At 50.4% G+C, this 24,489-nt stretch carries 15 protein-coding genes; 10 read left to right on the top strand and 5 right to left on the bottom strand.

The genetic code is table 11. The features are described from left to right. Positions 1-247: 247 nt before the first annotated feature. On the top strand, positions 248-1,762 hold the full coding sequence (locus I2I11_RS01515; RefSeq protein WP_196265896.1) for a sodium:solute symporter: 1,515 nt from the start codon (positions 248-250) through the stop codon (positions 1,760-1,762). A 254-nt stretch (positions 1,763-2,016) separates the two neighbouring features. Here I2I11_RS01515 and I2I11_RS01520 read toward each other — a convergent pair whose 3' ends face one another. Both I2I11_RS01520 and I2I11_RS01525 read right to left on the bottom strand, forming a co-directional pair. Next, positions 2,017-2,760 carry a DeoR/GlpR family DNA-binding transcription regulator gene (locus I2I11_RS01520; RefSeq protein WP_196265897.1) on the bottom strand — a complete coding sequence of 248 codons (744 nt, stop codon included), beginning with the start codon at positions 2,758-2,760 and terminating at the stop codon, positions 2,017-2,019. Positions 2,761-2,953: 193 nt separating this feature from the next. After that, positions 2,954-4,141: a dipeptidase gene (locus I2I11_RS01525; protein WP_196265898.1), complete on the bottom strand. Its 1,188-nt coding sequence runs from the start codon at positions 4,139-4,141 to the stop codon at positions 2,954-2,956. A gap of 69 nt (positions 4,142-4,210) precedes the next feature. On the opposite strand from I2I11_RS01525, the gene I2I11_RS21390 reads away from it, so the two are divergent. Both I2I11_RS21390 and I2I11_RS01530 read left to right on the top strand, forming a co-directional pair. Beyond that, positions 4,211-4,333, top strand: coding sequence for a hypothetical protein (locus tag I2I11_RS21390; RefSeq protein ID WP_255531331.1), 123 nt, complete (start codon positions 4,211-4,213; stop codon positions 4,331-4,333). Positions 4,334-4,431: 98 nt separating this feature from the next. Then, a complete protein-coding gene (locus I2I11_RS01530) occupies positions 4,432-5,676 on the top strand; it encodes a serine hydrolase (protein WP_196265899.1) in 1,245 nt (414 codons plus the stop codon). A gap of 258 nt (positions 5,677-5,934) precedes the next feature. Here I2I11_RS01530 and I2I11_RS01535 read toward each other — a convergent pair whose 3' ends face one another. Together I2I11_RS01535 and I2I11_RS01540 are read right to left on the bottom strand one after the other, a co-directional pair. Further along, positions 5,935-7,362: a SusD/RagB family nutrient-binding outer membrane lipoprotein gene (locus I2I11_RS01535; protein WP_196265900.1), complete on the bottom strand. Its 1,428-nt coding sequence runs from the start codon at positions 7,360-7,362 to the stop codon at positions 5,935-5,937. Positions 7,363-7,374: 12 nt separating this feature from the next. After that, complete coding sequence (locus I2I11_RS01540; protein ID WP_230679823.1) at positions 7,375-10,494, bottom strand: SusC/RagA family TonB-linked outer membrane protein; 3,120 nt, start codon at positions 10,492-10,494, stop codon at positions 7,375-7,377. A 287-nt stretch (positions 10,495-10,781) separates the two neighbouring features. Between I2I11_RS01540 and I2I11_RS01545 the strand changes: the two genes are divergently transcribed. Beyond that, entirely contained in the window at positions 10,782-12,908 is a 2,127-nt protein-coding gene (locus I2I11_RS01545; protein ID WP_230679824.1) for a S9 family peptidase, read from the top strand. A 308-nt stretch (positions 12,909-13,216) separates the two neighbouring features. On the opposite strand, the gene I2I11_RS01550 is transcribed toward I2I11_RS01545, so the two are convergent. Beyond that, entirely contained in the window at positions 13,217-16,267 is a 3,051-nt protein-coding gene (locus I2I11_RS01550; protein ID WP_370582900.1) for a serine hydrolase domain-containing protein, read from the bottom strand. Between the two features lie 244 nt (positions 16,268-16,511). On the opposite strand from I2I11_RS01550, the gene I2I11_RS01555 reads away from it, so the two are divergent. The 6 genes from I2I11_RS01555 to I2I11_RS01580 all read left to right on the top strand — a co-directional run bounded on the left by I2I11_RS01555 (position 16,512) and on the right by I2I11_RS01580 (position 24,460). After that, on the top strand, positions 16,512-17,501 hold the full coding sequence (locus I2I11_RS01555; RefSeq protein ID WP_196265901.1) for an N-acetylmuramoyl-L-alanine amidase: 990 nt from the start codon (positions 16,512-16,514) through the stop codon (positions 17,499-17,501). Between the two features lie 406 nt (positions 17,502-17,907). Further along, the gene (locus tag I2I11_RS01560; protein ID WP_196265902.1) at positions 17,908-19,254 is read left to right on the top strand and encodes a D-alanyl-D-alanine carboxypeptidase; all 1,347 of its coding nucleotides are present in this window, start codon (positions 17,908-17,910) and stop codon (positions 19,252-19,254) included. Between the two features lie 157 nt (positions 19,255-19,411). Then, complete coding sequence (locus I2I11_RS01565; RefSeq protein ID WP_196265903.1) at positions 19,412-20,425, top strand: dipeptide epimerase; 1,014 nt, start codon at positions 19,412-19,414, stop codon at positions 20,423-20,425. Beyond that, on the top strand, positions 20,425-21,525 hold the full coding sequence (locus tag I2I11_RS01570) for an aminotransferase class I/II-fold pyridoxal phosphate-dependent enzyme (RefSeq protein ID WP_196265904.1): 1,101 nt from the start codon (positions 20,425-20,427) through the stop codon (positions 21,523-21,525). Before I2I11_RS01565 ends, I2I11_RS01570 begins: the two co-directional genes overlap by 1 nt. A 315-nt stretch (positions 21,526-21,840) precedes the next feature. Next, positions 21,841-23,103, top strand: coding sequence for a DUF819 family protein (locus I2I11_RS01575; protein ID WP_196265905.1), 1,263 nt, complete (start codon positions 21,841-21,843; stop codon positions 23,101-23,103). Between the two features lie 175 nt (positions 23,104-23,278). Beyond that, positions 23,279-24,460 (top strand): C40 family peptidase, encoded by a 1,182-nt coding sequence (locus I2I11_RS01580; protein ID WP_196265906.1) that lies wholly within the window; start codon positions 23,279-23,281, stop codon positions 24,458-24,460. The last annotated feature ends 29 nt before the right edge of the window (positions 24,461-24,489 follow it).

Here is a 24,489-nt window from a genome sequence, read left to right on the forward strand (position 1 = left end):
GCTGTCTTATGCTAGAGCGAGCTTGCAGCTCGTTCTAAATTAGCTTTGAGACAAGGGTACTTAAAAATAAAAAGTACGAGCTGCAAGCTCGCACCAGCAAAAGCAGTGTGGGTTACTTTATAGCATCCTAACCTGGGTTCTACAGCCAGTAAATTACAACTTGTAAATCAATCTTAGAATGAAGTATGACTAAGCGCAGCGATGCCTCTATACTTTGTTTTAACTCATATTCTGATACATAAAGCGTATGCCACCCATTGTTCTTCTGTTATTTCTGGTAGGTTATTTTGCTGTGCTGATAGGTATTTCCCGCCTGACTTCGAGAGGGGCATCCGACAACTCCACCTTCTTTATCGCCAACCGGAATTCAAAGTGGTACTTCGTGGCTTTCGGCATGATTGGCACTGCCTTGTCGGGAGTTACGTTTATTTCAGTGCCGGGTGCCGTGAGCAACAACAGCTTCGGCTACTTCCAGTTTGTGCTCGGCAATGCGGTAGGTTTTGTGCTCATAGCCACGGTGCTGCTGCCCCTGTATTACCGCATGAACCTGATCTCGATTTATACTTACCTGGAGCGGCGCATGGGGTTCTGGAGTTACAAATCAGGGGCGATGATCTTTCTGGTTTCCCGCATTATCGGCTCTGCTTTCAGGCTATACCTGGTGGCCATTGTGCTGCAAAAGTTTATTTTTGATGCCTGGCAGGTGCCTTTTGGCGTTACAGTAGCCATCTGTCTTATACTTATCTGGTGCTATACTTACAAGGGCGGACTTAAAACCATCGTTATCACCGATACGCTCCAGACTGTTTTCCTGCTCTCGTCAGTGCTGCTGTCTATCTGGTTTATTGCTGATAGCCTGAATCTGGATCTGATGGGAACCTTTGAGGCAGTCAAAAACAGCTCCTATTCTAAAATATTTTTCTGGGAGGATTTCATCGGCAGCAAGAACCACTTTCTCAAGCAGTTTCTGGGCGGCATTTTTGTTACCATAGCCATGACGGGCCTTGATCAGGATTTGATGCAGAAAAACCTGAGCTGCAAAAACATTGGAGAAGCCCAGAAAAACATGCTCACTTTTACGGTTGTGTTTGTGTGCATCAACATCTTTTTCCTGAGTGTGGGCGCCCTGCTTTACCAGTATGCCGATGCTAACCAAATCAACGTGGCCGCCCTGCGCACACCCGATTACCTGTTCCCAGAGATTGCTTTAAACTACCTGAATGTTGTGCCGGCCGTGGTGTTTATGCTCGGGTTAACGGCCGCTACCTTCGCCACTACCGATTCGGCGCTGACCGCTTTGACAACTTCCTTTTGCATCGACTTCCTCAATTTCGAGAAGAAAGAAGATCAGAATGATCGCCGGCTGGTTCGTACCCGGCACATCGTGCACGTAGCTTTTTCGGTGGTGATGCTGCTGGTGATACTGGTTTTCCGGATAATTAACGACGACTCCGTGGTGAACGCAATTTTCAAAGCAGCCGGTTATACGTATGGGCCGCTGCTGGGCCTGTTTACTTTTGGTATGATAAGCAAACGCATTGTTACAGACAGGCTGGTGCCGTTTATCTGCCTGCTTTCCCCGGCCATTACCTATATCATAGACAGTTATTCGCTGACCTGGATTGGCTACATGATGGGCTTTGAACTGATCGTAGTGAATGGTTTGATTACGTTCCTCTGCCTGCTGATCACCAGTAAACCCAACAGAGGCGAAGTAACGCGCTGGAAGGCTACCGACAAGGTAATGTCGACCTCAAAATAACCGCTGTAACGCTGGCTTTTACCCCATCCCTAAAACTACGATTAGGACATAAGTCCATTTATGTTTCAAGTCTGTGACTTGGAGCTATTATGAGGCCAGTTTTTAACTGGCGTAAATTGTTTTCAAACCGGATTCATACTTACGCCAGTTAAAAGCCGGCTTCATTTCCACCACAAGTTGGAAACTTGCGGTATAAAATTTACTTTTCATTTTGTGTCCCTATTGTAGGTTTTTAGGGGAAGGGTGGCGAACGGTTAAAGTACAGTAACAGCTTTGGCATATTCCTTCAGCGCGGCGCTGCCGGGTTTCAGATCGGTAACGAGGTAATGGATGGCGTTCAGGTTGCAGACTTTCATGTTCTGGATCGAGTCAAGCTTTTCGGCAATGCTCATAACGGCTGTTTTCCTGGCAGATTTCAGCATGGCTTTTTTCACCTGCACTACTTCCCAATCCGAATCCGTCATGCCATCGGCCAGTGAAAGCCCGTTTGTTCCTAAAATGCACAGATCTACCCGAATCTCAGAAAGCTGGTTAATTACCTGTGCGCCATAGTTTATATGGGAACTCTTCGACAACTGGCCTCCTATAAGTATAACATCAACATTGGGGCGTTCGGCCAGTTCGAGCGCCACCAAAGGACTTACGGTAAAAAAAGTACATTTCAGGCTGTCGGGGAGCATACGTGCCACCTCTATCATCGTGGTGCCACCGCCTACCAGCACAAACATATCGTCGTGCAGCAACTGAATAACTTTCCGGGCTATTTCCTTTTTAGAGTCTTTGGCGTATACTTCGCTTTGCTGGAAAGGATAGTGGAACGACCGCGACAAAGCACCGCCGTGTACTTTCAGAATTTTGCCACTTTCGGCCAGTTCATGCAAATCCCTGCGGATGGTATCTTCCGATACATTAAGCTGTGTGCTCAGATCTGAGGAAAGCACTTTGTTGTGCAGGTTTATTTGCTTGATGATGAAAGCCTGCCGTTCTTCCTTTAGCATTATGTCAGGGTTAGAGATATCTTCAAATATAAGTATAGGTACAGAATAATTTAAACTATTTTATCGTCCTGAAAGCATCCTTCTCGCACTCACACCAGCCGGAGGCTATACTTTACGCACCCTCCAAATCATACTTCACGATTAACCCGGTAAATCAAAGTTTTAGACCTTTTCCAAAGTCTTACCTCTGGAATCAGGAGCCGGCATTTGCTTTAAATACCCGGATAAAGTTGCCGCCTAAAATCTTTTCGATGTCCGTTTTGCTGTAGCCCCTAGCCAGGAGTTCCTTCGTGATGAGCGGGAAGTCCGTTACATCATCCAGTTGCTGCGGTGTGGAGGAGATGCCGTCGAAGTCGGAGCCAAGCCCCACATGATCTACGCCAACCAGCCGCACAATATGATCCAGGTGATCGAGCAGCAGCGATAGCGGCGGACGCACCTGGGTAGCCTCCCGGGGATATTGCTTTGTCAGCCATGCCGTTCTGGCATCGGAAGACCAGTTAAGTTGTTTCAAGGAATCCAGTTCCGGCTTGTGCCTGGCCATAAACTGCGCCTGGCGCTTATCGAAACCACTGTCCAGGAAACCGGAGAAAAAGTTCAGATCGATTACGCCGCCGTTTTTACCTACGGCTTTTATTTGTGCGTCCGTCAGGTTCCTGAAATGCGGGTTTATGGCATGCACACAGCTATGCGACACCAGCACGGGTTTGGTAGTGGTTTGGATAGCATCCCAGAAGGTCTGCTCGCCCACATGGCTCAGGTCCACCATCATGCCCAGTTTATTCATCCGGCGCACCACTTGTTTACCAAAGTCATTTAGTCCTTTCTTCGCGTTGGGCACGGTGCCTTCTGCTTCGTCTTTGGCCGACGAGGCCCAGGAGGTAGAATTGTTCCAGGTAAGCGTCATGTAGCGCGTGCCAAGTGCATACAGGCTGTCGAGGTAAGCCAGGTTATCTTCTATCATGTGGCCGCCTTCCACCCCGATCATGGCCGCCAGCTTTTTTTGCTTCACTGCTGCCATCAATCCGGCGGGCGTGGTTACTACCTGCATCTTATCCGGGTTGCGGGCCGCAAGGGCATACAATGAGTCGATTTGTGCAAGCGCATATTTAAACTCACGGCCTTTGCCCAGGCTGCCCTCGCTCCAGACAGAGAAAACCTGCACATCCACGCCGCCTTCTTTAAACCGTGCCAGGTCAGAGTGCGTCTTGCCGGTCAGGTCGTCTGCTATGTCGAGGCCTTCCATCACGTTTATCAGCACATCATTGTGCGTGTCAACTACAATGGCTTCCTGGTGCAGTTTTTTGTAATCCTGCGCCCATACAAAGGTGCCATGGAGCAGGAGCGTAGCCAGCACGGGTAAGAGTTTCGCTGTTTTCATTCAGTTCTGTTTTGTTGAAGCCGGGTGCGCTGCTTCTTTGCAGCGCGGCGCAGGTATGATGCTATAAGTATGGATGAACGCGTACATGCCTGCTTACCGGCAGCACAGCAAGTATGGTCAGGAAAAGATAAGAAAAAGCTGGTTGAAACCCAAGTATACTTTGGTGGCGAACGGGAGTATGGCAGCGCATGAACAAACCCGAAAACCGGGAGATATTGCAGATATTGTAAAAGTGCTGTACCTTAAATGCCAGGCTACACCTCAAGCCTACAATTTTAATGCTTCATACTATGAATTTCCCTTTCCTGATGCTCACCTGCCTTATACTTGGCGCGACATACGCTTCTGCTTCGGCGCAGCAAAAAGACAGCCGCTGGCTCGAAGAACTGCTGCATGCGCAGGCTTCGCCGCTGCTGCAAAACATACTCAACAAGCCCGATACTTTTCAGTACCAGATTATTTATACCCGCATCAATCGCGATAAAAACAACCGGACGCATTTTAAAAACTATTACCTGAACGTAGATCGCAACAGGTATTTCAATCCCGCCTCTACCGTAAAATTGCCAACTGCGCTGCTGGCCCTCGAAAAGTTAAACAGCTTAACAGACAAAGGCATCGATAAGTATACGCCTATGCTCACCGACAGCGCTTTCAGTAAGCAAACAGCGGTATTGGCTGATTCTACTGCTGAAAACGGTTTGCCATCCATTGCACATTACATCAAAAAAGTATTTCTGGTAAGCGACAACGATGCCTACAACCGCCTGTATGAATTTGTAGGACAGCAAACACTCAATGAGAAGCTGTGGCAGAAAGGCTATAAAGATGTGCGCATCACGCGCCGCTTTACGCCCATGTCGGAAGAGGAAAACCGCCATACCAACCCCATCCGTTTTGTGCAGGACGGAAAAGTATTGTACACCCAGCCGGCAGCACGCAGCAATGTTACATTCGACTTCAGCAAAGCCGTTCATATCGGGAAGGCTTATTACAATTGGGAGGAGCAGCTGATTCAGGAGCCGATGGACTTCACCACGCACAACAACCTGCCACTGGACGATCTGCGGCAGATGCTGCAGTCAGTGCTGTTCCCGGAATCGGTGTCGGCACAGCAGCGCTTTGACCTGAGTCCGGAGGATTATGCTTTTCTGTATGAAAACATGCCCAAGCTGCCGTTCGAGAGTAATTTTCCGAAGTATGATACCACCGAGTTTTTCGACAGCTATACCAAATTCTTTATGTATAAAGCTGATAAGAGCAAGATACCGGAGTATATCCGCATCTATAACAAGCCCGGCTGGTCGTACGGTTTCCTGACGGATGCCGCTTACATTGCTGATCTGAAAAACGAGGTTGAGTTTATGCTTTCGGCCGTTATTTACGTGAACAGCGATGGCGTGCTGAACGATGACAAGTATGATTACGATACAATCGGTTATCCGTTCTTCAAAGAAATAGGGGAGATTATCTACAAGTATGAGCTCGGAAGAGAACGCAAGTATAAGCCGGATTTAAGCAAGTTTAAGCGGTAGTAAGTATGGGAAGTTTGGCTAAAGCAGTTGTAGCAGCATCCCAAAGACCTCGCAGTGTGCGCAGCTCCTGCGAGCGTCTGGAGAGTTAGAGAGTTAAAATGTTGATCTTATAGCATATGCGTCCGCTTGCGCTATAGATTCTGCTGCATAGCCCAGATACTTGCAGGAGCTGCGCACACTGCAAGGTCAGGATTGATTAAACCAAAAAGCCCCTGCAGCGCAAACTGCAGGGGCTTTTTGGTTTAATGTAATGATGTGTTACTCTACATCCCACCAAAGCCGGTCGGCCAGTGATGACACAGCAGGCACGTTAGCGCCGTTCTTGCTTGATTCTCCCTGCGGGTAAGCTACCCGGCGGATAAAGGTCGGCAGCGCGGCGCCTTCGGGCAAGGTGAAATTCGCATACTGGTAATCATAGCGTCTGGCATCGTTCCAGGCTTCGGGATTCAGGTAGGTGGCGATATACTTTTCTTTGAAAATCAAATCGAGCGTAAGGTTTTGCGCGCCAACCGCCACGGCCGGGTTCGACAGATAAGCATCGCGTTCAGCCGGCGCTACTTCCAGTTGCTCCATACTTGCCCTGATGCCCTCAAGGTAAGCTGCATAAGCGCGATCCAGGTTACCTGCCCGGAAAGCCGCCTCTGCCTCAATAAATTTAACCTCGGCATAAGAGATGATAACCAGTGGCGACAGGTCGCCGGTTAAAGGAGAGTTCTGAGAGATGTAAGACTCGTCTCTGACGGTGTTGTTGGCCGGGCCCACGTTGCCTGTGCCGTTCGGAGTGCCTTTGTAATCGCCATTAACGGTTTTATCTGTGATTTTGGCAATGCGCGGGTCAAATACGCCATACGTAGTGCCATCCAGGTGTTCTACTAATTGCGTGGAAAGCCATCCGCCGAGTACCAGTTGGGTGTTACTCAGCGCAATAGCGGCCCATGGATTTCGTGCTGCAAAAACGCTCATCTGTGCGTTGTCAGCATTGGAGGTATAAGCCTGATCAACGGCAGCCAGCACATCCTGCGGATTGTAGGCTGTTGTCTTGCTTATCTTGTTCAGAAATCTTGCTTTAAGCGCATAAGCTGTCTTTATCCAGTTTTCTACACTACCGCCATGTATCAGGTCGTTGTCCGGATCAAGCGTCAGTTTAGAGTCTGGTTTATTCAATTCTGCAATGGCCTCGTCCAGCAGTCTCACCGTTTCCTGGTACAGTTCTTCCTGCGTGTCGAATTTGGGCGTGAGTGTGCTGCCGTTAAAGGCTTCGGAGTAGGGTGCATCACCAAACATATCGGTTACAAGGCTCAGGTTATAGGCCATCAGCACATCGGCAACGCCCACATACTGGCTGGCACCTTCTTCCTGGGCCTTTTGCTTCATGTCATAAATATCGGCCATCGCCAGGTATAAATTATCCCAGATACTGGTGTAATCAGACACCTGGTACGTATCCGTGGCGCTGCCGGCAGACGGGTTGGCCAGGTACTGCACAAAGTAGGAGGTAACAGCCGCGACACGCTGGCTGTTGAGGGCCGTTTTCTGTGTAGTAGTGGACAGCAAAGCGTTTAACGGTGGGTTCGTAACCAGGTTGGGATTCTCATCCAGGTCAAAATAGTCCTTACAACTCTGTAAGCTCATCATGGCCCCCGTTATCAGGATAAGGGCAAGGGTATAGCTGCGTATCTTTTTCATACTTCGTTCAAATTAAAATCCAACATTCAGGGTGAACAAATAACTTCTGACAGCCGGGTAAGTAAAACCGGCAAACCCATCCACGTTGCTACCGCTCGGGGAAGAACTGTTTTCCGGATCGTAGCCCGAATACTTGGTGGAAAGCCACAGGTTGTTGCCGGTGAGCGATACAGAGGTGTTTTTGATAAAAATATCTTCAAACCATCTGCTTGGCAGGTTGTAGCTGAGCGTCAGGGAGCGCAGGCGCACCCAAGAGGCATCTTCCACAAAGTTCTCTGACACGCCGCGGTGAATGTTGCGGTAAAAGCCATCGCCGTAATCCACACCATCCGGGCCGATGCCCTGCCCTAAATAAACAGGCTTTGTGTTAGGTGTTCCGTCTGCCAGTACGCCGTCAAAAACAATAACTTCATCGCGGTTCTCGGTATATTCGGCAATACCGAATGCTGAGAAGAAATTACCCATCTGGTTATACTTCTCCTGTCCTACGCGGGCATCAATTAAGCCGGAGAGGCTGAAGTCCTTATACGTAAAGGTGTTGGTCAGGCCGCCAATCCAGTCCGGTTGCGAGTTGCCCAAAATCTTCTGATCAGAAGTAGCGGATCGGATGGGGAAGCCGTCTTCGCCAATCAGAAGCGGTCTGGATTCGTCGATATGCATTGGATCTTCCTCGTCTGATCCATAATAGCGTTTGTAGTAGGTGCCATAAATGTTACCAAAAGATTCGCCCGGTATCAGCTTCATGGTGACAGTGGAACCGAGATAGCCGAACTGCGAAGCGTACGGGATTTCGGTGAGGCCTTCGCGGATGGTCAGAATTTTGTTACGGTTAGCAGAGAAAACCAGGCTGGTGTTCCATGTGAAGTCCGTTGATCTGATCGGCGTGGCATTCAGCGCCAGTTCTATGCCTTTGTTGCGCATGGTGCCGGAGTTTACGGCAGCTCTTACAAAGCCTGTGGAGCTGGGAACATCGATGTTGATGATCTGGTCTTTGCTCAGGGAACGGTAATAGCTGATATCAAAACCGAGGCGGTTATCCAGGAATTGCATCTCAAGGCCGGCCTCAAAGGTATTGGTATATTCCGGAAGCAGGGCTCTGTTGCCCAGCAGGGCAGCTCTTGTAAAACCAGTATAGCCTGTAGGCAAGCCGGTATAAGGTGAATAGCCGAAAGAGGTAGAGTATGGCTCTGCATCTTTACCAATGCCGGCATACGAGATTCTGAACTTACCAAGGTTTACATAAGCCGGCAGTTGCAGGTGATCAGAGAACACATAGCTCAAACTGGCTGAAGGATAGAATAGGGAGTTGTTCGGGCTTATCAGGGTAGATGTGATATCGTTTCTGCCGGTTAAAGTCAGGAACAGGAAATCTTTATAATCGAGTGTCGCTTCTCCGAAAAAGCCCATCAGCCGGTACTCCTCTTCTCTTTGTCTGGAGTTTAAGATTTTGGCATTCTGCAGATTGAAGTAATCGAATATAGCCAGTTCACTGCCTTCCACACCAAAGCTCTTGGCGCGCCTGTCGTATAGTTCATGACCCAGGCGGAGCGTTCCGGAGAAGTCGCTTCCAAAATCAGAGCTTAACGTAACTACAAATGTGGAGTTGATGGTTCTGGACTTGGTGCTGTATTGGTTTACAAAGCCGAGTCCGTTATCTTCATACACCACTTCATCGGCAAATCCGCGGGGGCCAGGCGCTGTAGCGGTGCGGCCGTCGGTATAGGTGTCGAGGCCAATACGGTAGTTGAAGTTTAACCAGGTAGTAGGCGTATAACCAAAATTTAAGCTACCGATAAACCTGTTTACGTCGTCTTCCAGCAGGTTGGTGGCAGCGCCGTAAATAGGGTTGTTGTTTCCGTAGGTTTTCATGGTGCCGTCCGGTTTTATGTAATCTGTTACATCCCAGCGCGGAGACCAGTAGCTCAGGCTTTCGCTGTAGCGATCAGCATTATAGCGGTTGCCTCCTGAGTTGATGTAGTTAAAGTTGGCGCCGGTCGTAAATTTGTCGCTGAACTTTACCTCTGTATTCAGGCGGGCAGAAAAATTCTGGTAATCCGTAAAAGGTATAATGCCTTTATGATCCAGGTGAGAGATGGACGACAGGAACGTAATTGCCTCGTTTCCGCCGGAGAAAGACAGGGAGTTCCTGAACTGTGAGCCCGTTTCGTAAGCATCACGGAAGTGGTTATACAACTCTGCAGGGTGGGTGGGATCTAACTGCCGGGCCTCTGCTACGGTTGGTCCCCAGGATGGCCAGAAACTGGCTGGATCGTATTCGCCCTTATATCCCTGGGTATACTCATCCTGAATTTCAGGTACCTTGTTTACCTCTTCTATACCCGCTGTGCTGGTAAAATTAACCCGCAGGGCTCCTTTTTGTCCGCTCTTGGTCGTTATTACCACTACCCCGTTCACGCCCCTCAAACCATACAAAGCAGTAGCCGCGCCACCTTTCAGCACATTTATACTTTCAATGTCATTCGGGTTGATGTCAGCCAGCCTGTTGCTCATGCCTCTTAGTTCGGCTCCCTCGCCAAAGGTGGAAGTTGAGTTGTCTACCAGCACGCCGTCAATTACAAAAAGCGGCTGGTGTGAGCGGTTTACGTCAATAGAGTTAATGCCGCGTATGCGGATATCAGCACCCTGGCCTGGCGCGCCGCCGGTGCTGGAAATAACCGCGCCGGCCACCTTGCCCTGCAACGCGTTTAGCACGTTTGGTTGCTTGTTGCGCGTAATCTCCTGCGCCCCAACCGACTGCGCCGCATAGCCTAACGATTTCTTTTCGCGCGAAATACCCAAAGCCGTTACCACTACTTCCTGCAGTTGCTCGGTATCCGTGCTCAGGCTCACGTTAATCTCCGACTGGCTGCCTACTGTTACCTCCTTGGGCTGGTAGCCGAGGAACCTGAAAACCAGAACAGCGTTGTTGTCCGGCACCCGGATCTGGTAGTTGCCGCCGGCATCGGTGGAAGTGCCTGTGGTGGTGCCTTTTACGATTACACTCACACCGGGCAGGGCCATGCCCTCTTCTGCACCCGTTACTTTGCCGCTTACGAGGGTGCCCTGGGCAGAGGCACTTGTCGCCCAGCACACCAGCAGCAGGAAAATCAAGGTAAAGCTGTTTCTCATCATAAAGAGGTCTAGTTATTTTGAAACAATGTATAAAATTATACTTACTCAGCCCGCCCCGCCTGCAGGATGTTACCGGATGGCTGCTACAGGCCTGGCATTCCGGGCAACAGGCAGATACTGCAACAACATGCAGCCCGATAGCGGCTTAAGTGATGCTGTATGCATGAAGTTGAAAATTTTAATCTAATATAGGAACAAAAACGCAAATAGTGTTACCTTAAGCTTAATACATTTTATATTTTCAACTTTAGATTACACCAGAAAGCAAACATCGTTTAGACATGCTTATGAAAAAGAATATTACTTATATCCTGCTCGTATATTGCATGCTTACTTTCCGAACTATGCCGTCTCAAGCGCAGGGCTTCACGCTCGAAGCCGTTAAAAGTTACCCTTTCCCCAGCGGGCTCATTGCCGCTGCACACGGAGCTCGCATTGCCTGGGTTTTTGATGAACAGGGCCAACGCAACATTTATGTAGCTGAAGGACCTGCCTTTTTGCCGCGCAGGCTTACCAACTATACCCAGGACGACGGCCAGGAAATCTCCGGCCTGTCGCTTTCGCCGGATGGGCAGTGGGCAGTGTATGTGCGGGGCGGCGATCATGGTTCTATCTGGAATGAAAGCGATGCTGTAAATCCATCTTTTGCACCCCTCGTTTCACGCACACAGATATGGCGTATACCATTTGCCGGAGGTGAGCCCGTTGCCATAGCAGAAGGAGATAACCCGGTGCCTTCGCCCAACAGCAGAGATGTCGCGTTTATGAAAGGTGGACAGGTATGGCTGGCGCCGCTGGACGGTTCGGCACCCGCCAGAAATCTCTTCAGGGTACGTGGCGAAGTGCGTGCATTGGAGTGGTCGCCAGACGGATCGCGGCTTGCTTTTGTGGCCGATCGGGGGGAACATGCCTTTATCGGCGTTTTTACAGACGAAAAAACACCCATCACCTGGCTGGCGCCTTCGTTTCATAAAGATGTTTCGCCCCGCTGGTCGCCGGATGGCTCTGAAATTGTGTTTGTCCGGACGCAGGGAACAGGCGGCGCGCCAAAATCATACTTAGAGAATCATCATAAACCCTGGGCCATCTGGGTGGCAGATGCGGCAACCGGCAAAGCCACACAACTATGGAAAGCGCCGGCCACGCTGGCCGGCTCCGTGCCGAACACGCAGGGTGGGTTTAATTTACATTGGGCTGCCGGAGATCGTATTGTTTTTATGTCGCACCAGGATGGCTGGCCGCACCTTTACAGCATTCCTGCCGCAGGCGGCGCTCCTTTGCTGCTGACGCCGGGCGCGTTTATGGCCGAGCACATCCGCCTGAGCCCCGATAGAAAATGGCTCGTATTCAGCGCCAATACCGGCCCCGATAAGCTGGACATCGACCGCAGGCATGTGGCACGCGTACCCGTAGACAAAGCAAGTATGGAAGTGCTCACGCCCGGCAGCGGCATAGAAGCTTTTCCGGTACTGACCGGCGATGGAGCGACACTGGCCATGCTGAGCGCTACCGCGCAGCGGCCACTGCTGCCGGCCATCATGCCGTTTAAAATGCAGGCAAAGCTCCAGGTACTTGCCGCAGATCTGGTCCCTGCCGCCTTTCCGCAGAACAAGCTCGTTACACCCAAACAGGTCATCTACAAAGCACCAGATGGGCTGACCATACATGCGCAGTTATTTGAAACAAAGGGAGGCCCGGCCAAAAAGCCAGCTATTGTGTATGTACATGGCGGCCCGTCGCGCCAGATGCTGCTGGGCTGGAACTACTCCGATTATTATGCCAACGCTTATGCCATGAACCAGTATCTCGCCAGCCTTGGCTTTGTGGTACTGTCGGTAAATTACAGGCTCGGCATCGGGTATGGGTATGATTTTCATAATCCGGAGAAGGCAGGAATGGCTGGCGCTGCCGAATACCAGGATATAAAAGCAGCTGCCAAATGGCTGGCTGAACAGCCGCAGGTTGATGCAGCACGCATCGGCGTGTATGGCGGTTCGTATGGCGGCTATTTAACGGGCTTGGCTTTAGGCAGAGACTCTAAACTTTTTGCAGCCGGTGTAGACATTCATGGCATGAGCGACCGCACCGAGGGGCGCATCCGCAGCCTTGTTTCGCCGGATCGCTTTGAGCGCGCACCCGATGCCGATCAGGCAGCAAAGGTGATGTGGGCCTCTTCTCCGGCGTCTTCCGTAGCTACCTGGACCTCGCCTGTTTTGCTGATACACGGAGACGATGACCGTAATGTATCATTCAGCAACAGTATAGATCTGGTAAACCGCCTGGAAGATAAAGGCGTGCCCTACGAAACACTGGTGATTGTGGACGACACGCACCACTGGATGAAGTATAGCAACGCCATCACCGTGAACAAGGCTGTAGCTGATTTTTTTAAGCGTAAGCTGATGAAGAAGTAAGTATAATCTTCGGATGATTGTAGTGTGAACATGGCATACTCGTGGTTATACTTAAGGCAAGTCTTCAGACCTGGAGAAGAGTTTATTCTGCTTCAAGTTTACAACTTGGAGCTTTTCATGGGGCAAGCTTTCAGCTTGCGTTGATAACGTAAGAATAAAGCTACGCAAGCTGAAAGCTTGCCTCATTTCTACCACAAGCTGAAAGCTTGCGGTAGGAGTAGGATGAATGTAGGCTATATACAACAAAGGCCCGCTCCACATACATGGAGCGGGCCTTTGCTTTAAAGTATGCTTCTGATTGGCTTCAGTTATTGCTCCATAGATATGGCGCTTTTTCTTGCTTCTGCCTTTTTCATGGCATCGTATACCACTTCCAATACCTGGGTGCGGGTGTTCAGTTTGCTAAGCTTGTTGTTTTCGCGGGTCGGATTTACGCGATTAGACAGGAACACGTACACGAGGTTGTTTACCGGATCGATCCAGGTATAGGTGCCCGTAAATCCGGAGTGGCCGAAGCTCTCGGCAGGTGCACTTGGGGCGGAATTGCTGTTTTCGGCGCCGGGTTTGGCCGGACGGTCGAAGCCGAGCGCGCGGTAGTTACCTTGGTCGCAGAACTGGCATTTGCTGAATTCGCTTACTGTACTGTCTGCAATAATGCGCTTGCCGCCATAAATACCATCGTTCAGGTATAACTGCATCAGCTTGGCCAAATCGTTAGCATCGCCAAACAAACCGGCGTGGCCGCTGATGCCGCCCAGCATGGCTGCACCCTCATCGTGCACGGTGCCGTGCAGCAGTTGCATCCGGAAAAGCGTATCGACTTCGGTCGGCACAATGCGCGACAAAGGATAGTGCTTGTAAGGATTAAACGTGAGCGTGCTGGCGCCAATCGGCTTGTAAATGTTCTCTTTCAGGTACGTCTGGAAATCTACGCCGGTGATATTTTGCACTACCAGTGGAGCAAGTATAAAGGAGAGGTCGCTGTATACGTAGCCGGGCTTTTCGTTGAGCGGCGACTCCTTGATTTGCTTGTAGATTTTTTTAGCGTAGTTGCGGTTGATGTATAAATTATCGGCTACTTTATAAGGAAAGCTTGCAGAAGAGTCAGTCCTGTAAATATCTTTCTTGAACTTGCCGTTCTTCTTCTTGGTTTCCTGCCAGAAGGATATCCACGACTTAAGGCGCGCCTGGTGCGTCAGGATGTCGCGGTACTTCAGGTTCTCCTTGTTGGAGCCTTCCATCATCGGTAAATAATGGCCCAGTGTCTGGTCTACGTCAAAGCGGCCTTCGCCTTTCAGCTTCATAAAAGCAGCCAGCGAGGTGCTGATTTTGGTAACAGAAGCCATATCGTAGAGGTCGGTGTTCTGTACCGGCACTTGCTTGTCGTAAGTATGATAGCCAAACGACTTGTAGTAAATCACCTTGCCGTCTTTTGCCACCAGCACCTGCGCACCCGGCGTGGCTTTCTCCTGTATCGCCTCTGCTACCAGCGAATCAATACCTGCCAGATCCTGCGTTTTCAGTCCCACTTCTTCCGGCACGGTATAAGCAAACCGAAGGCCGCCCTGCGTTTGCAAACCATCACCGATAGCAAAGGCATTGTTTACTGTTACCGGCAGCTTCCCTTTCGCGCCGATACCGCCGAAAATCAGCTGAGCTGCCAGATCCTGTGTCAGGTAATTTTCCTGGTAAGCCGCTATTACGGCGTCAGCTTTTTCGATGCCTTCAAACTTGGCCAGGCTGTACACGTTTCCGAAATCGGCCACAATGGTCGGCTTGGAGCGGATAAGGTCTTTCAGAAACAGGTTCATTTCTGAGGTGATGCCGAAGGCGCCGCTGCCCGCTTTCAACTGCAGCTTGTGCACACCGGCAATTATCAGATTATAATCTTCCAGTTGCTCTTTCAGGCGCTGCAGATCGGCAATAGAGCTGCTGGGCGGCAGAAAAAATGTGTCGACTTTGGTATACCTGGCCAGTCCGCGCTGAAAGGCGGTTTCTTCCGTCGTGCCGATGGCCAGCGCTGCTATTTTCAGCGTGTCCAGCGTGCGGATAGGCAGTATGTTATTCTCGTTTCGCAGCAATGTTAGTGATGCTTCTACCAGCTGGCGGTTCAGGTACTCGGCATGCGGGTTGTTCAGGTCATCAATCAGGTGTTCTGTTTCGATGGGTTCCCATTCATCCAGGCCCATCCACTGCTTGGCAGCCAGCACCTTACGGCAGCGGGCATCTATCTCTTGCTGGGTGATTTCTTTGTTCTGAATGGCTTTTTTAACCTCCTGTATCGTGGTTTTTACGTCCATCGTATTCAGCAACACGTCGTTTCCGGCCAGCAGAGCCTTCACATCCACAACGCCCGGCGGATAAAATTTGGCTACGCCCTGCATGTTCAGCGCATCGGTAAACACAAGGCCTTTGAAACCAAGTTCACCCTTGAGCAAATCAGTAACAATGGGCTTGGAGAGTGTAGAGGCCAGATTTGGTGTATTGTCCAGCACCGGGATGTTCATGTGCGCCACCATCACGCTGCCCAGCCCATGCGCTATCAGCTCACGGAAAGGGTAGAGCTCCGTAGAATCGAGGCGGATGCGGGAGAAATCGATAAGCGGCAGGCCCAGGTGCGAGTCTACATTGGTGTCGCCGTGGCCCGGAAAGTGTTTGGCGCTTGCCAGCACATGATGGTCCTGCATGCCTTTCATATAGGCCAGCGATTTTTTGGTTACATTATACTTGTCTTCGCCGAAAGAGCGAAAGCCGATAACGGGGTTGTTGGCGTTGTTGTTAATGTCGATATCGGGTGCAAAGTTTATATTAATGCCCATGCGCTTGCACTGGCGGGCAATCTCGGCGCCCATTTCATAGATAAGCTGCTCGTCTTCGATGCCGCCCATCGTCATCTGGTACGGAAAGCGCACGGTGCTATCCAGGCGCATGCCCAGTCCCCATTCGCCATCAATGGAAATCATCAGCGGCACCTTACTTTCGCGCTGGTAGCGGTTGGTCATCTTTGCCTGCCGCACCGGTCCGCCCTGGAAAAAGATGAGGCCACCTACCTTATAGGTATTAATCAGGTTGCTGATAGAGTCGATGTGCGCCTGATCTTTATTGGAGTAAACCGGAATCATGATGAGCTGCGCGATTCGCTCGTCAGGCGTCAGGGTATTGAATACAGAGTCTACCCAGTGCGGATCAGCGTTCAGGAAGGGCGGATCGGTGGCCGGATTAAAAATCTGGGGCGGAGCAGCCTTCGTAGCAGACTTTTGCGCTTTGGCGCCGGTGCGCCTGGACTGGCCCTGCGACTGGCTTACGCAAAGTATCATCAGTAAAAGAAAGGCAAGCGGGAAGACGTATGATTTTTTCAAAACAACTAACATTTTAAGAATAGCAGATATACGGCAAGTTAAAATATTTCGGCTTACTTATCTTTTTATTTGCAGGGATTTTTTGAATTCCTGCAAATAAAGGCAATATTGGTAAGACGATAAGAAAGTATAGCGCTGATCCTGAAACAACATTAGTGCCTAAGTATACATGTTGCGAGCTGCTTTTATACTTTTCAGTGTTATAACTACTGTGCGTCCGCTTATTTCTACATAGCTTAACCATATGAAACATAATTTACGCTGGATTTTATTTCTGTTGCTGGCGAGCGGTTTAATTGCCTCCTGCGCCACCAATCCTTATGCTGTGACAAACCGATCTTACAAAAAGCAGGCAAAAGCTTATGCCCGCTCTTTAAGAACTGTTCCTGAAGTAAAGCCAGGGGATGAGGCATACCAGCAAGGAGATTACTGGGTGGGTACCACCAACTTTAGCATGCGCAAGCCAAACTATGTAGTCATCCACCATACCGCCCAGAACTCCACGGAACAAACCCTGAAGACCTTTACCACACCGGAAACGCAGGTAAGCGCACATTATGTAATCGGGCGCGACGGCAAAGTATACCACATGCTCAACGATTACCTGCGCGCCTGGCATGGCGGCGTAGGCAAATGGGGCAACAACACGGATTTGAATTCCTCATCTATCGGCATAGAGCTCGACAACAATGGTTTTGAGCCTTTCTCTGATGCCCAGATTAACAGCCTGCTGAATGTATTAGCCATGCTGAAGAAGAAGTATAGTATACCAACCGCCAATTTTATCGGCCATTCTGATATTGCGCCAATCCGCAAAGTAGATCCCAACCCAACCTTTCCGTGGAAGAAACTGGCCGAAAACGGCTATGGCCTGTGGTACGATGAAGCCATACTTGACAGCAGCTATACACAAAGCCCAGTCCTGGTTTCGGACAGTGCGATTGCCCTGAACATTGCCCTGCTTCCTGACAGCACACTTGCACTGGGTACATTTTTAACGCCCGACAGCCTCGTTGTGTTTGGAAACGTTATCGTGGACAGCGCAAGCGTGCAGGTAAGTATCCCGGATCCCATCAACCCCGAAGATGCCCTGCGTATCATCGGCTACGATACCCGGGATTTAAGCGCTGCCATCAGGGCCTTTAAACTGCACTTTATACAAACCGATCTCAGCGATACTTTAACCGCAAAAGATAAAAAAGTGCTGTTTAACCTGTATAAGAAGTATTTGTAATAGGTGAGGAAGATATAAGACACAAGATTCTTCAGCCAAGAGCAATCATGCCGGCAGTTTTCATATCAAGAAAATAATGATTAGGGCATACTTTTAATCTGTTTTCTATGAAATAGGAACCTTTGCCAGGTGCACTTTACGACACTCCACTGTTCGAGCGTTCAGCGAGTTTGGAGGGTCTTGATTCTTTTGCTTACGGGGGTAGGGGCCCTCTCTTTTTCTTATCAAGAAGAAAAGTAGGGCCCCGCCGGCGAGGCGAAAAGCTAAAAATGAAACTTAAACCTTTAAATTAGTAAAAGAGTCTCTTCAACGCAGCTATATCAATATGCTAAATAGATAGCTCTGAAAGTATAAATCTAAAGTTGTCTTTATACTTTCAGAGCAACATAAACATACAACATCATCCATGAGAACCTTCCGGTATTTGCTACTAAGTATGAATCTGCTGTTGCTGGCGGCGTGCAGCACCACAAAGCAGGCGCCTGTCGCCAGTACACCGGCTGCCGCGCCATACGGGCCAGCAGCTATCGAGCACGAGATTGAGGAATCAGAAAAGCGCATGCACGACTTTATTGGTTTTGCGCTCTATGATCCACAAATGAACCAGATGGTGGTGTCGCACAACGCCGATAAGTATTTTGTGCCGGCCTCTAACACCAAGCTGTTTACGTTTTATACCTGCCTCAACATGCTGGGCGATTCCATACCGGCGCTGAAGTATGCGGTGCACGGTGACTCGCTGCTGTTCTGGGGCACCGGCGACCCGATTTTTACGCACATGGACGTGAAGAACTCTGTGGTGTATGATTTCCTGAAAAGCCGGCCCGAAAAGTTATACTACTTCGATGCGCCTTTTGAAAGCACGCCTTTTGCTACCAACTGGGGCTGGGACGATTACAACTATTATTACCAGCCTGAGCGAAGTGTGTTTCCCATACATGGCAACATCGTGAAGTTTACCCGCAAAGACAGCCTGTCGGCTTATACCACCACGCCTGCGCTATTTAAAGCAATGGTGAAAACCGATACCGGCAGTAATGCTGCGGGCGATTCGTTTGTGCGTGCCTGGCGGACGAACGAATTTACTTTTTACCCGAAATATGCCAAAGCCGCTTTTTCGGTGGAGGTGCCTTTCATCACCTCCCCTGAAATAACCGTGAAGCTGCTGGCCGATACGCTGGATCGTCCGGTAGTATGGGTAAAGCGGCCTGTTCCGGATGAAGCGCAGACGTTTTATAGTTTACCCGCCGATACGGTGTACAAACGCATGCTGCAGGTAAGCGATAATCTGCTGGCCGAGCAACTGATGGCGCTTTGTTCGGGCACTATCTCCGATACGGTTTCGGTAGCACGCGGCATCAAATATTCGCTCAATCATTACCTCTCAGATTTGCCCGATAAGCCGGTTTGGGTAGATGGATCAGGTTTGTCGAGTATGAATATGTTTACACCGCGGGATATTATTGTGCTGCTGCAAAAGCTGCTGCAGGAGCGCCCAAGAGAGCAATTATTCCCGCTGCTGGCTGCCGGCGGCCAGCCGGGTACGTTCCGCAATATTTACAAAGCGGAGGTGCCGTATGTGTTTGGCAAATCGGGAACGCTGGCGCATGTGCACAACCAGAGCGGCTACATTATCACCAAAAGCGGCAAGCTGCTGCTCTTTAGCTTTATGAACAACAACTTTCCGGTGTCTTCTTCCGAGATCCGGAACGAAATGGTGCGCATCATGACGGAAGTACACGAAAAATATTAGAGATTGTGCTTTTGAATTTGCTGTCGCAAGCAAGTATAGCGGAGGCCTCGCAGCGTGCGTAGCTCCTGCGGAGCGTCTGAATCAGGACGAAGAACCTTAAACCCTGATTCAGATAAAGTTTAATCCGGGAAATCTCAACAGATAAATAATAACTATAATGAAACTAATCATCCGGTCTTTTGAGCTGCCGCTGCGGCATACGTTTACCATTTCCTACGATTCGCGCGACATGCAGGAAACGTTGGTGGTGGAGTTGCAGCAGGACGGGCACAAAGGGTATGGCGAAGCGACCAGCAATCCCTATTATGGATTCACGATTGAAAACATGACGGAGGCGCTGGAAAACATCCGCAATCTGATTGAAGCAACGGACTTAACCAGCCCTGAGGAATTCTGGGCCACGATGCAGCCGCACCTGGCAGACAATCCTTTTGCACTTTGCGCCCTCGATATGGCTGCCAACGACCTGTCCGGCAGGATAAAGGGGCAACCGCTGTACCAGTTATGGGGACTCAGCGCAGATAGAATGCCGCTTACCGACTATACCATTGGCATCGATACGATAGACAACATGGTGAGAAAGCTGAAGGAGCGACCATGGCCGATTTACAAGATAAAGCTCGGAACACCAGAGGATGTTGCCATTGTAAAAGAACTGCGCAAGCACACGATCGCCGTCTTCCGGGTAGATGCCAACGGTGCCTGGGGTGTGGAAGAAACAATCGAGAATGCCCGGCAGCTGAAGCCTTTGGGCGTGGAGTTTATAGAGCAACCTATGCGTGCCGACGATCTGGAGGGCATGAAGGAAGTATACCAGCACTCAGTGTTGCCGCTTATAGCCGATGAAAGCTGCATTACGGAAGCCGATGTAGCCAAATGCCACGGACATTTTCACGGCGTAAATATTAAGCTGGTAAAGTGCGGCGGACTTACGTCCGCCCGCCGCATGATTGCGGAAGCCAGAAAACTGGGCATGAAAGTGATGGTTGGCTGCATGACCGAATCAAGTATAGGCATCTCGGCTATTGCGCAACTGCTGCCGCTGCTGGATTATGTAGACATGGACGGTGCGTTGCTGCTGCGCCAGGATATTGCCAAAGGCGTTACCATCGATTATGGCAGAGTCAGCTACAGTGGTTTAAATGGAACCGGCGTTACACTGCTCGCCTGATGTATGGTCCCGATCATATCACCACTGACCAACTGCCTGGCCGCACGCTAAGTATAAATGGTGCGGAATACCTGTTTTGCAGCGGCACCTCTTACCTGGGTATTTCCTGCAACGAGGCTTTCCGGCAATGCCTGCTGGATGGTATGCAGCGCTATGGTACCAATTACTCCAGTTCCCGCAATTCAAATTTACAGTTACAGGTATTTGACGAAGTCGAGAATTACCTGGCAGCTTATACCGGGGCAGCGGCAGCGCTCACCATGTCGTCTGGTTACCTGGCGGGGCAGGTGGTGGTGCAGGCACTAAAAGATGAGGGACGGTTCCTGTATGCGCCCGGCACCCACCCGGCCATGTGGCGAAGTATGGCCGATGCGCCGGATGATGGTAGAACGCATGTAGAATGGGTAAACCAGTTGCTGCAGGAGGCGCCGCGTTTGCCTGATGAGCACCTTATACTTGTCTGCAATTCGCTGGACCCGCTGAAAGCAGAGAAGTATACGTTCGACTGGGTGGCTGCTTTGCCGGACAATAAGCAGATTACGCTCATTGTAGATGACTCGCATGGGTTTGGCGTAACGGGTGATAATGGGGCAGGGGTTTACAGGCAACTGCGGCAGTTGCAAAGTATAAGAAAGATGAGGCTGGTGGTGATAAGCTCCTTCGGCAAAGCATTCGGCATTCCGGCAGGCCTTATACTTGCCGACAGCCCGTTTATTGAACAGCTGAAGAGCAGTCCATACTTTGGGGGCGCCTCGCCGGCGGTGCCGGCTTATCTGTACGCTTTCCTGCACAGCAAAAGTATATTCGAGGAAGCGCGGCAGAAGCTGCTTGCCAATATCTTATACTTCCGGCAGCGGCTGGCTTGCCCGGAGCTGTTCAGCTCTTTTGAGGATTACCCGGTATTTTATACTTCCAGCGAAGCGCTTTGCCCATACCTGCTGCAGCACCGGGTCTTTATTTCCAGCTTCCGGTACCCGACACCGGCTGATGCGCCCATCACGCGCGTTATACTCAACGCGCTGCACACACCCGAAGATTTAAATCGCTTGGCAGCATTAATTAATCAGTTTAAAGAAAAGGACACAAGTATCAAGACATAAGATATTAGACTCATCTACATACGAAGGTAACTACCAGGTGCATTTTATGAAGCTTCACTGTTCGAGCATTGATTTGGAGGGTCCAAAGCCTTTTGTATTCCCCTCCTTTTTTCAAGGAGGGGTGCCGCAGGCGGGGTGGTTCATCTTTTTAGCGAGGGCTCCTGCCCGATCAGGAAGAAAAGTAAGGCCCAGCCGGCGAGGCGAAAAGCCAATAGATAGCTTCTAAATAAAGAACAAGGAATGGCAGATACTCTAAATTAATCTTTAGAATCATATTAAAAGCCTTACAATATCAAAGCAACATAACAACAACACATGGAGCAACAAGCCGCAGCACAAGTACCATACATTACCAACGATGCCGTTGTGCTGGGCATACTGGTCATCATTTTAGCGCTCATTTTTAAGACATCGGCAAGTGAACGGCCGTTTTTCAGAAAGTTTTATGCCGTAGTGCCTTCGCTGCTGCTTTGTTACCTTATTCCCAGCCTGCTGAACTCCTTTGGCATTATCTCCGGTGAATATTCGGGGCTGTACCAGATGGCTTCGCGATATCTGTTACCTGCCAGTTTGGTGCTGTTCACCATCAGCCTTGATCTGAAAGAAATCTGGAAACTGCGCCACAAAGCCGGCCTGATGTTTATTACCGGAAGTATAGGCATTATGCTGGGCGGCCCGGTGGCGATTCTGATCGTATCGTCTTTCGCACCCGACATAGTAGGCGGGCAGGGACCTGAGGCAGTGTGGCGGGGATTGTCTACTATTGCGGGGAGCTGGATTGGTGGCGGCGCCAACCAACTGGCCATGTACGAGGTTTTTCAGCCTGACCCTAACCTTTTTTCTGCCGTGATAGCGGTGGATGTGATTGTGGCTAACATCTGGATGGCGGTGCTGCTGTACGGCGCCGGCAAATCAGAGCGGATAGACCGGTATTTTAAAGCTGACAACACGGCGGTGAATGACCTGAAAAACAAAGTGGAAAAGTACCGCCTCAGCATCATGCGGATTCCGTCCTTAACCGATACCGTGCTGATTGTAGGCATCGGGCTGGGGGTAACGGGAGCGGCACACTTCTTCGCCGACCTGATTGCTCCCTGGATCAGTACCTACGCGCCATACCTGGAACAGTTCAGCCTGACATCCGCTTTTTTCTGGCTCGTGGTGCTGGCGACTGCTTTTGGCATTCTGCTGTCCTTTACCCAGGCGCGTCAGTTGGAAGGGGCGGGGGCTTCGCGCATTGGCAGCCTGTTTCTATATATCATGGTCGCCACCATTGGGATGCAGATGGATGTAACAGCTGTTTTCAGCAATCCGGGCCTGTTTCTGGTAGGCTTTATCTGGATATGTGTGCATATGCTGCTGCTGATCATCGTTGGCAGGCTCATCAAGGCGCCCTTTTTCTTTCTGGCGGTGGGCAGCCAGGCCAATGTGGGAGGGGCAGCATCTGCCCCCATTGTGGCAGCGGCGTTTCATCCGGCGCTGGCCCCGGTTGGCGTGCTGCTGGCCATCTTCGGGTATGCCATCGGCACATATGCTGCTTACATCAGTGCCCTTATGATGCAGGCGGTGGCGCCATAAAGAAGTATAATTTATGAAACGGACGCTGCGGAACCACAGGGAATCAACTAAAATCATCTGAATTGAACAATAAGCAGCTGTACAGCATTAATGAAGTATACATCGGGATTAGGGATTTGGCTGCTTACTTAGTCCCTTAGAACATAAACAAATGAGCACATTGACTTAGTACCTTATGCGACAAAACTTTTATATACTTCTGCTGGGTTTACTGATGGCTTGCACCAGCGGCAAACCTGTAACAGAATCATCCTCTGCGGGCACTACGCTGTCTTCTTATATTGAGGGCATCCGCAAGCAATTTGCACCTGATAAGCGTACGGCTTTGTTTCAGGTTGAGTCGCAAGGAAATGTGCTCTCCGGCGAAACAAATATGCCGGCAGCAAAGGCTGCTTTGCTCAATCAATTGCAGGCAGCGCATGTTGCTTATGTAGACAGCATCGGGGTGTTGCCGGCGCCTGACCTGCAAGGAAAACACCAGGCGATCATCACGATTTCGGTGGCTAACTTACGTACAAAGCCGGAACATTCGGCAGAACTGGCCTCGCAGGCTACGCTGGGCACGCCCGTGCAGGTGTGGAAGGAAAATGACGGCTGGTACCTGGTGCAGACCCCGGATAAATACCTGGCCTGGGTAGATGCCGGCGGTATTGCCCTGATGGATGATAACAACTTTTCGGGCTGGCAGAACAGCGAGAAAGTAATCTATACCCATCCGTATGGCTTTGCGTATGCGGGGCCTGATGCAGCAGGTACAACAGTTTCTGATTTGGTGTATGGCGATGTGCTGGCGCTGAAGAATCAGGCGGGTAGATTTTATGAAGTAGCGTTTCCGGACGGACGCACCGCGTATGTACCTGCCAGCGAAGCTACAACTTATAAAGTATGGACCGCCAGCCGCCAGCCGACCGAGAACAACCTGGTGCAGACAAGCAAACGCCTGATGGGCGTACCATACCTGTGGGGCGGCACCTCCTTTAAAGGCGTGGACTGCAGCGGCTTTACCAAAACAGTTTATTTTATGAACGGGCTGGTGCTGCCGCGCGACGCATCGCAGCAGGTACACGCCGGCGAACTGGTGGATACTTCCAACGGTTGGGAAAACATGCGCCCGGGTGATTTGCTTTTCTTTGGGGTGCCGGCAAAAGACGGTAAGCCCGAACGCGTAGTGCATGTAGGTATGTGGATTGGCGAAAACCAGGAGTTTATACATTCTTCCGGCCGTGTGCGCGTCAGCAGCATGAACCCCGATGCATCCAACTATGATGCGTATAATCGTAACCGTTTCCTGCGGGCTAAGCGCATTTCGCCGCAAGCTGCCCTGCTCGATTTACGTACCGCCGCTCTTTATCAGTAGCGCAGAAGCCTAAGAATTCCTGTCTTCAA

It is taken from the genome of Pontibacter rufus, from assembly GCF_015694705.1.
In the GTDB taxonomy this organism is placed as follows: Bacteria; Bacteroidota; Bacteroidia; order Cytophagales; family Hymenobacteraceae; genus Pontibacter; species Pontibacter rufus.

Bases quoted from the DNA above. Each gene is read 5' to 3' on its own strand.
- I2I11_RS01565 (WP_196265903.1), top strand. From the start codon at position 19,412: ATGAAACTAATCATCCGGTCTTTTGAGCTGCCGCTGCGGCATACGTTT.
- I2I11_RS01575 (WP_196265905.1), top strand. From the start codon at position 21,841: ATGGAGCAACAAGCCGCAGCACAAGTACCATACATTACCAACGATGCC.
- I2I11_RS01525 (WP_196265898.1), bottom strand. From the start codon at position 4,141: ATGAAAACAGCGAAACTCTTACCCGTGCTGGCTACGCTCCTGCTCCAT.
- I2I11_RS01580 (WP_196265906.1), top strand. From the start codon at position 23,279: ATGCGACAAAACTTTTATATACTTCTGCTGGGTTTACTGATGGCTTGC.
- I2I11_RS21390 (WP_255531331.1), top strand. From the start codon at position 4,211: ATGGATGAACGCGTACATGCCTGCTTACCGGCAGCACAGCAAGTATGG.
- I2I11_RS01520 (WP_196265897.1), bottom strand. From the start codon at position 2,760: ATGCTAAAGGAAGAACGGCAGGCTTTCATCATCAAGCAAATAAACCTG.
- I2I11_RS01570 (WP_196265904.1), top strand. From the start codon at position 20,425: ATGTATGGTCCCGATCATATCACCACTGACCAACTGCCTGGCCGCACG.
- I2I11_RS01545 (WP_230679824.1), top strand. From the start codon at position 10,782: ATGAAAAAGAATATTACTTATATCCTGCTCGTATATTGCATGCTTACT.
- I2I11_RS01540 (WP_230679823.1), bottom strand. From the start codon at position 10,494: ATGATGAGAAACAGCTTTACCTTGATTTTCCTGCTGCTGGTGTGCTGG.
- I2I11_RS01555 (WP_196265901.1), top strand. From the start codon at position 16,512: ATGAAACATAATTTACGCTGGATTTTATTTCTGTTGCTGGCGAGCGGT.
- I2I11_RS01530 (WP_196265899.1), top strand. From the start codon at position 4,432: ATGAATTTCCCTTTCCTGATGCTCACCTGCCTTATACTTGGCGCGACA.
- I2I11_RS01535 (WP_196265900.1), bottom strand. From the start codon at position 7,362: ATGAAAAAGATACGCAGCTATACCCTTGCCCTTATCCTGATAACGGGG.
- I2I11_RS01560 (WP_196265902.1), top strand. From the start codon at position 17,908: ATGAGAACCTTCCGGTATTTGCTACTAAGTATGAATCTGCTGTTGCTG.
- I2I11_RS01515 (WP_196265896.1), top strand. From the start codon at position 248: ATGCCACCCATTGTTCTTCTGTTATTTCTGGTAGGTTATTTTGCTGTG.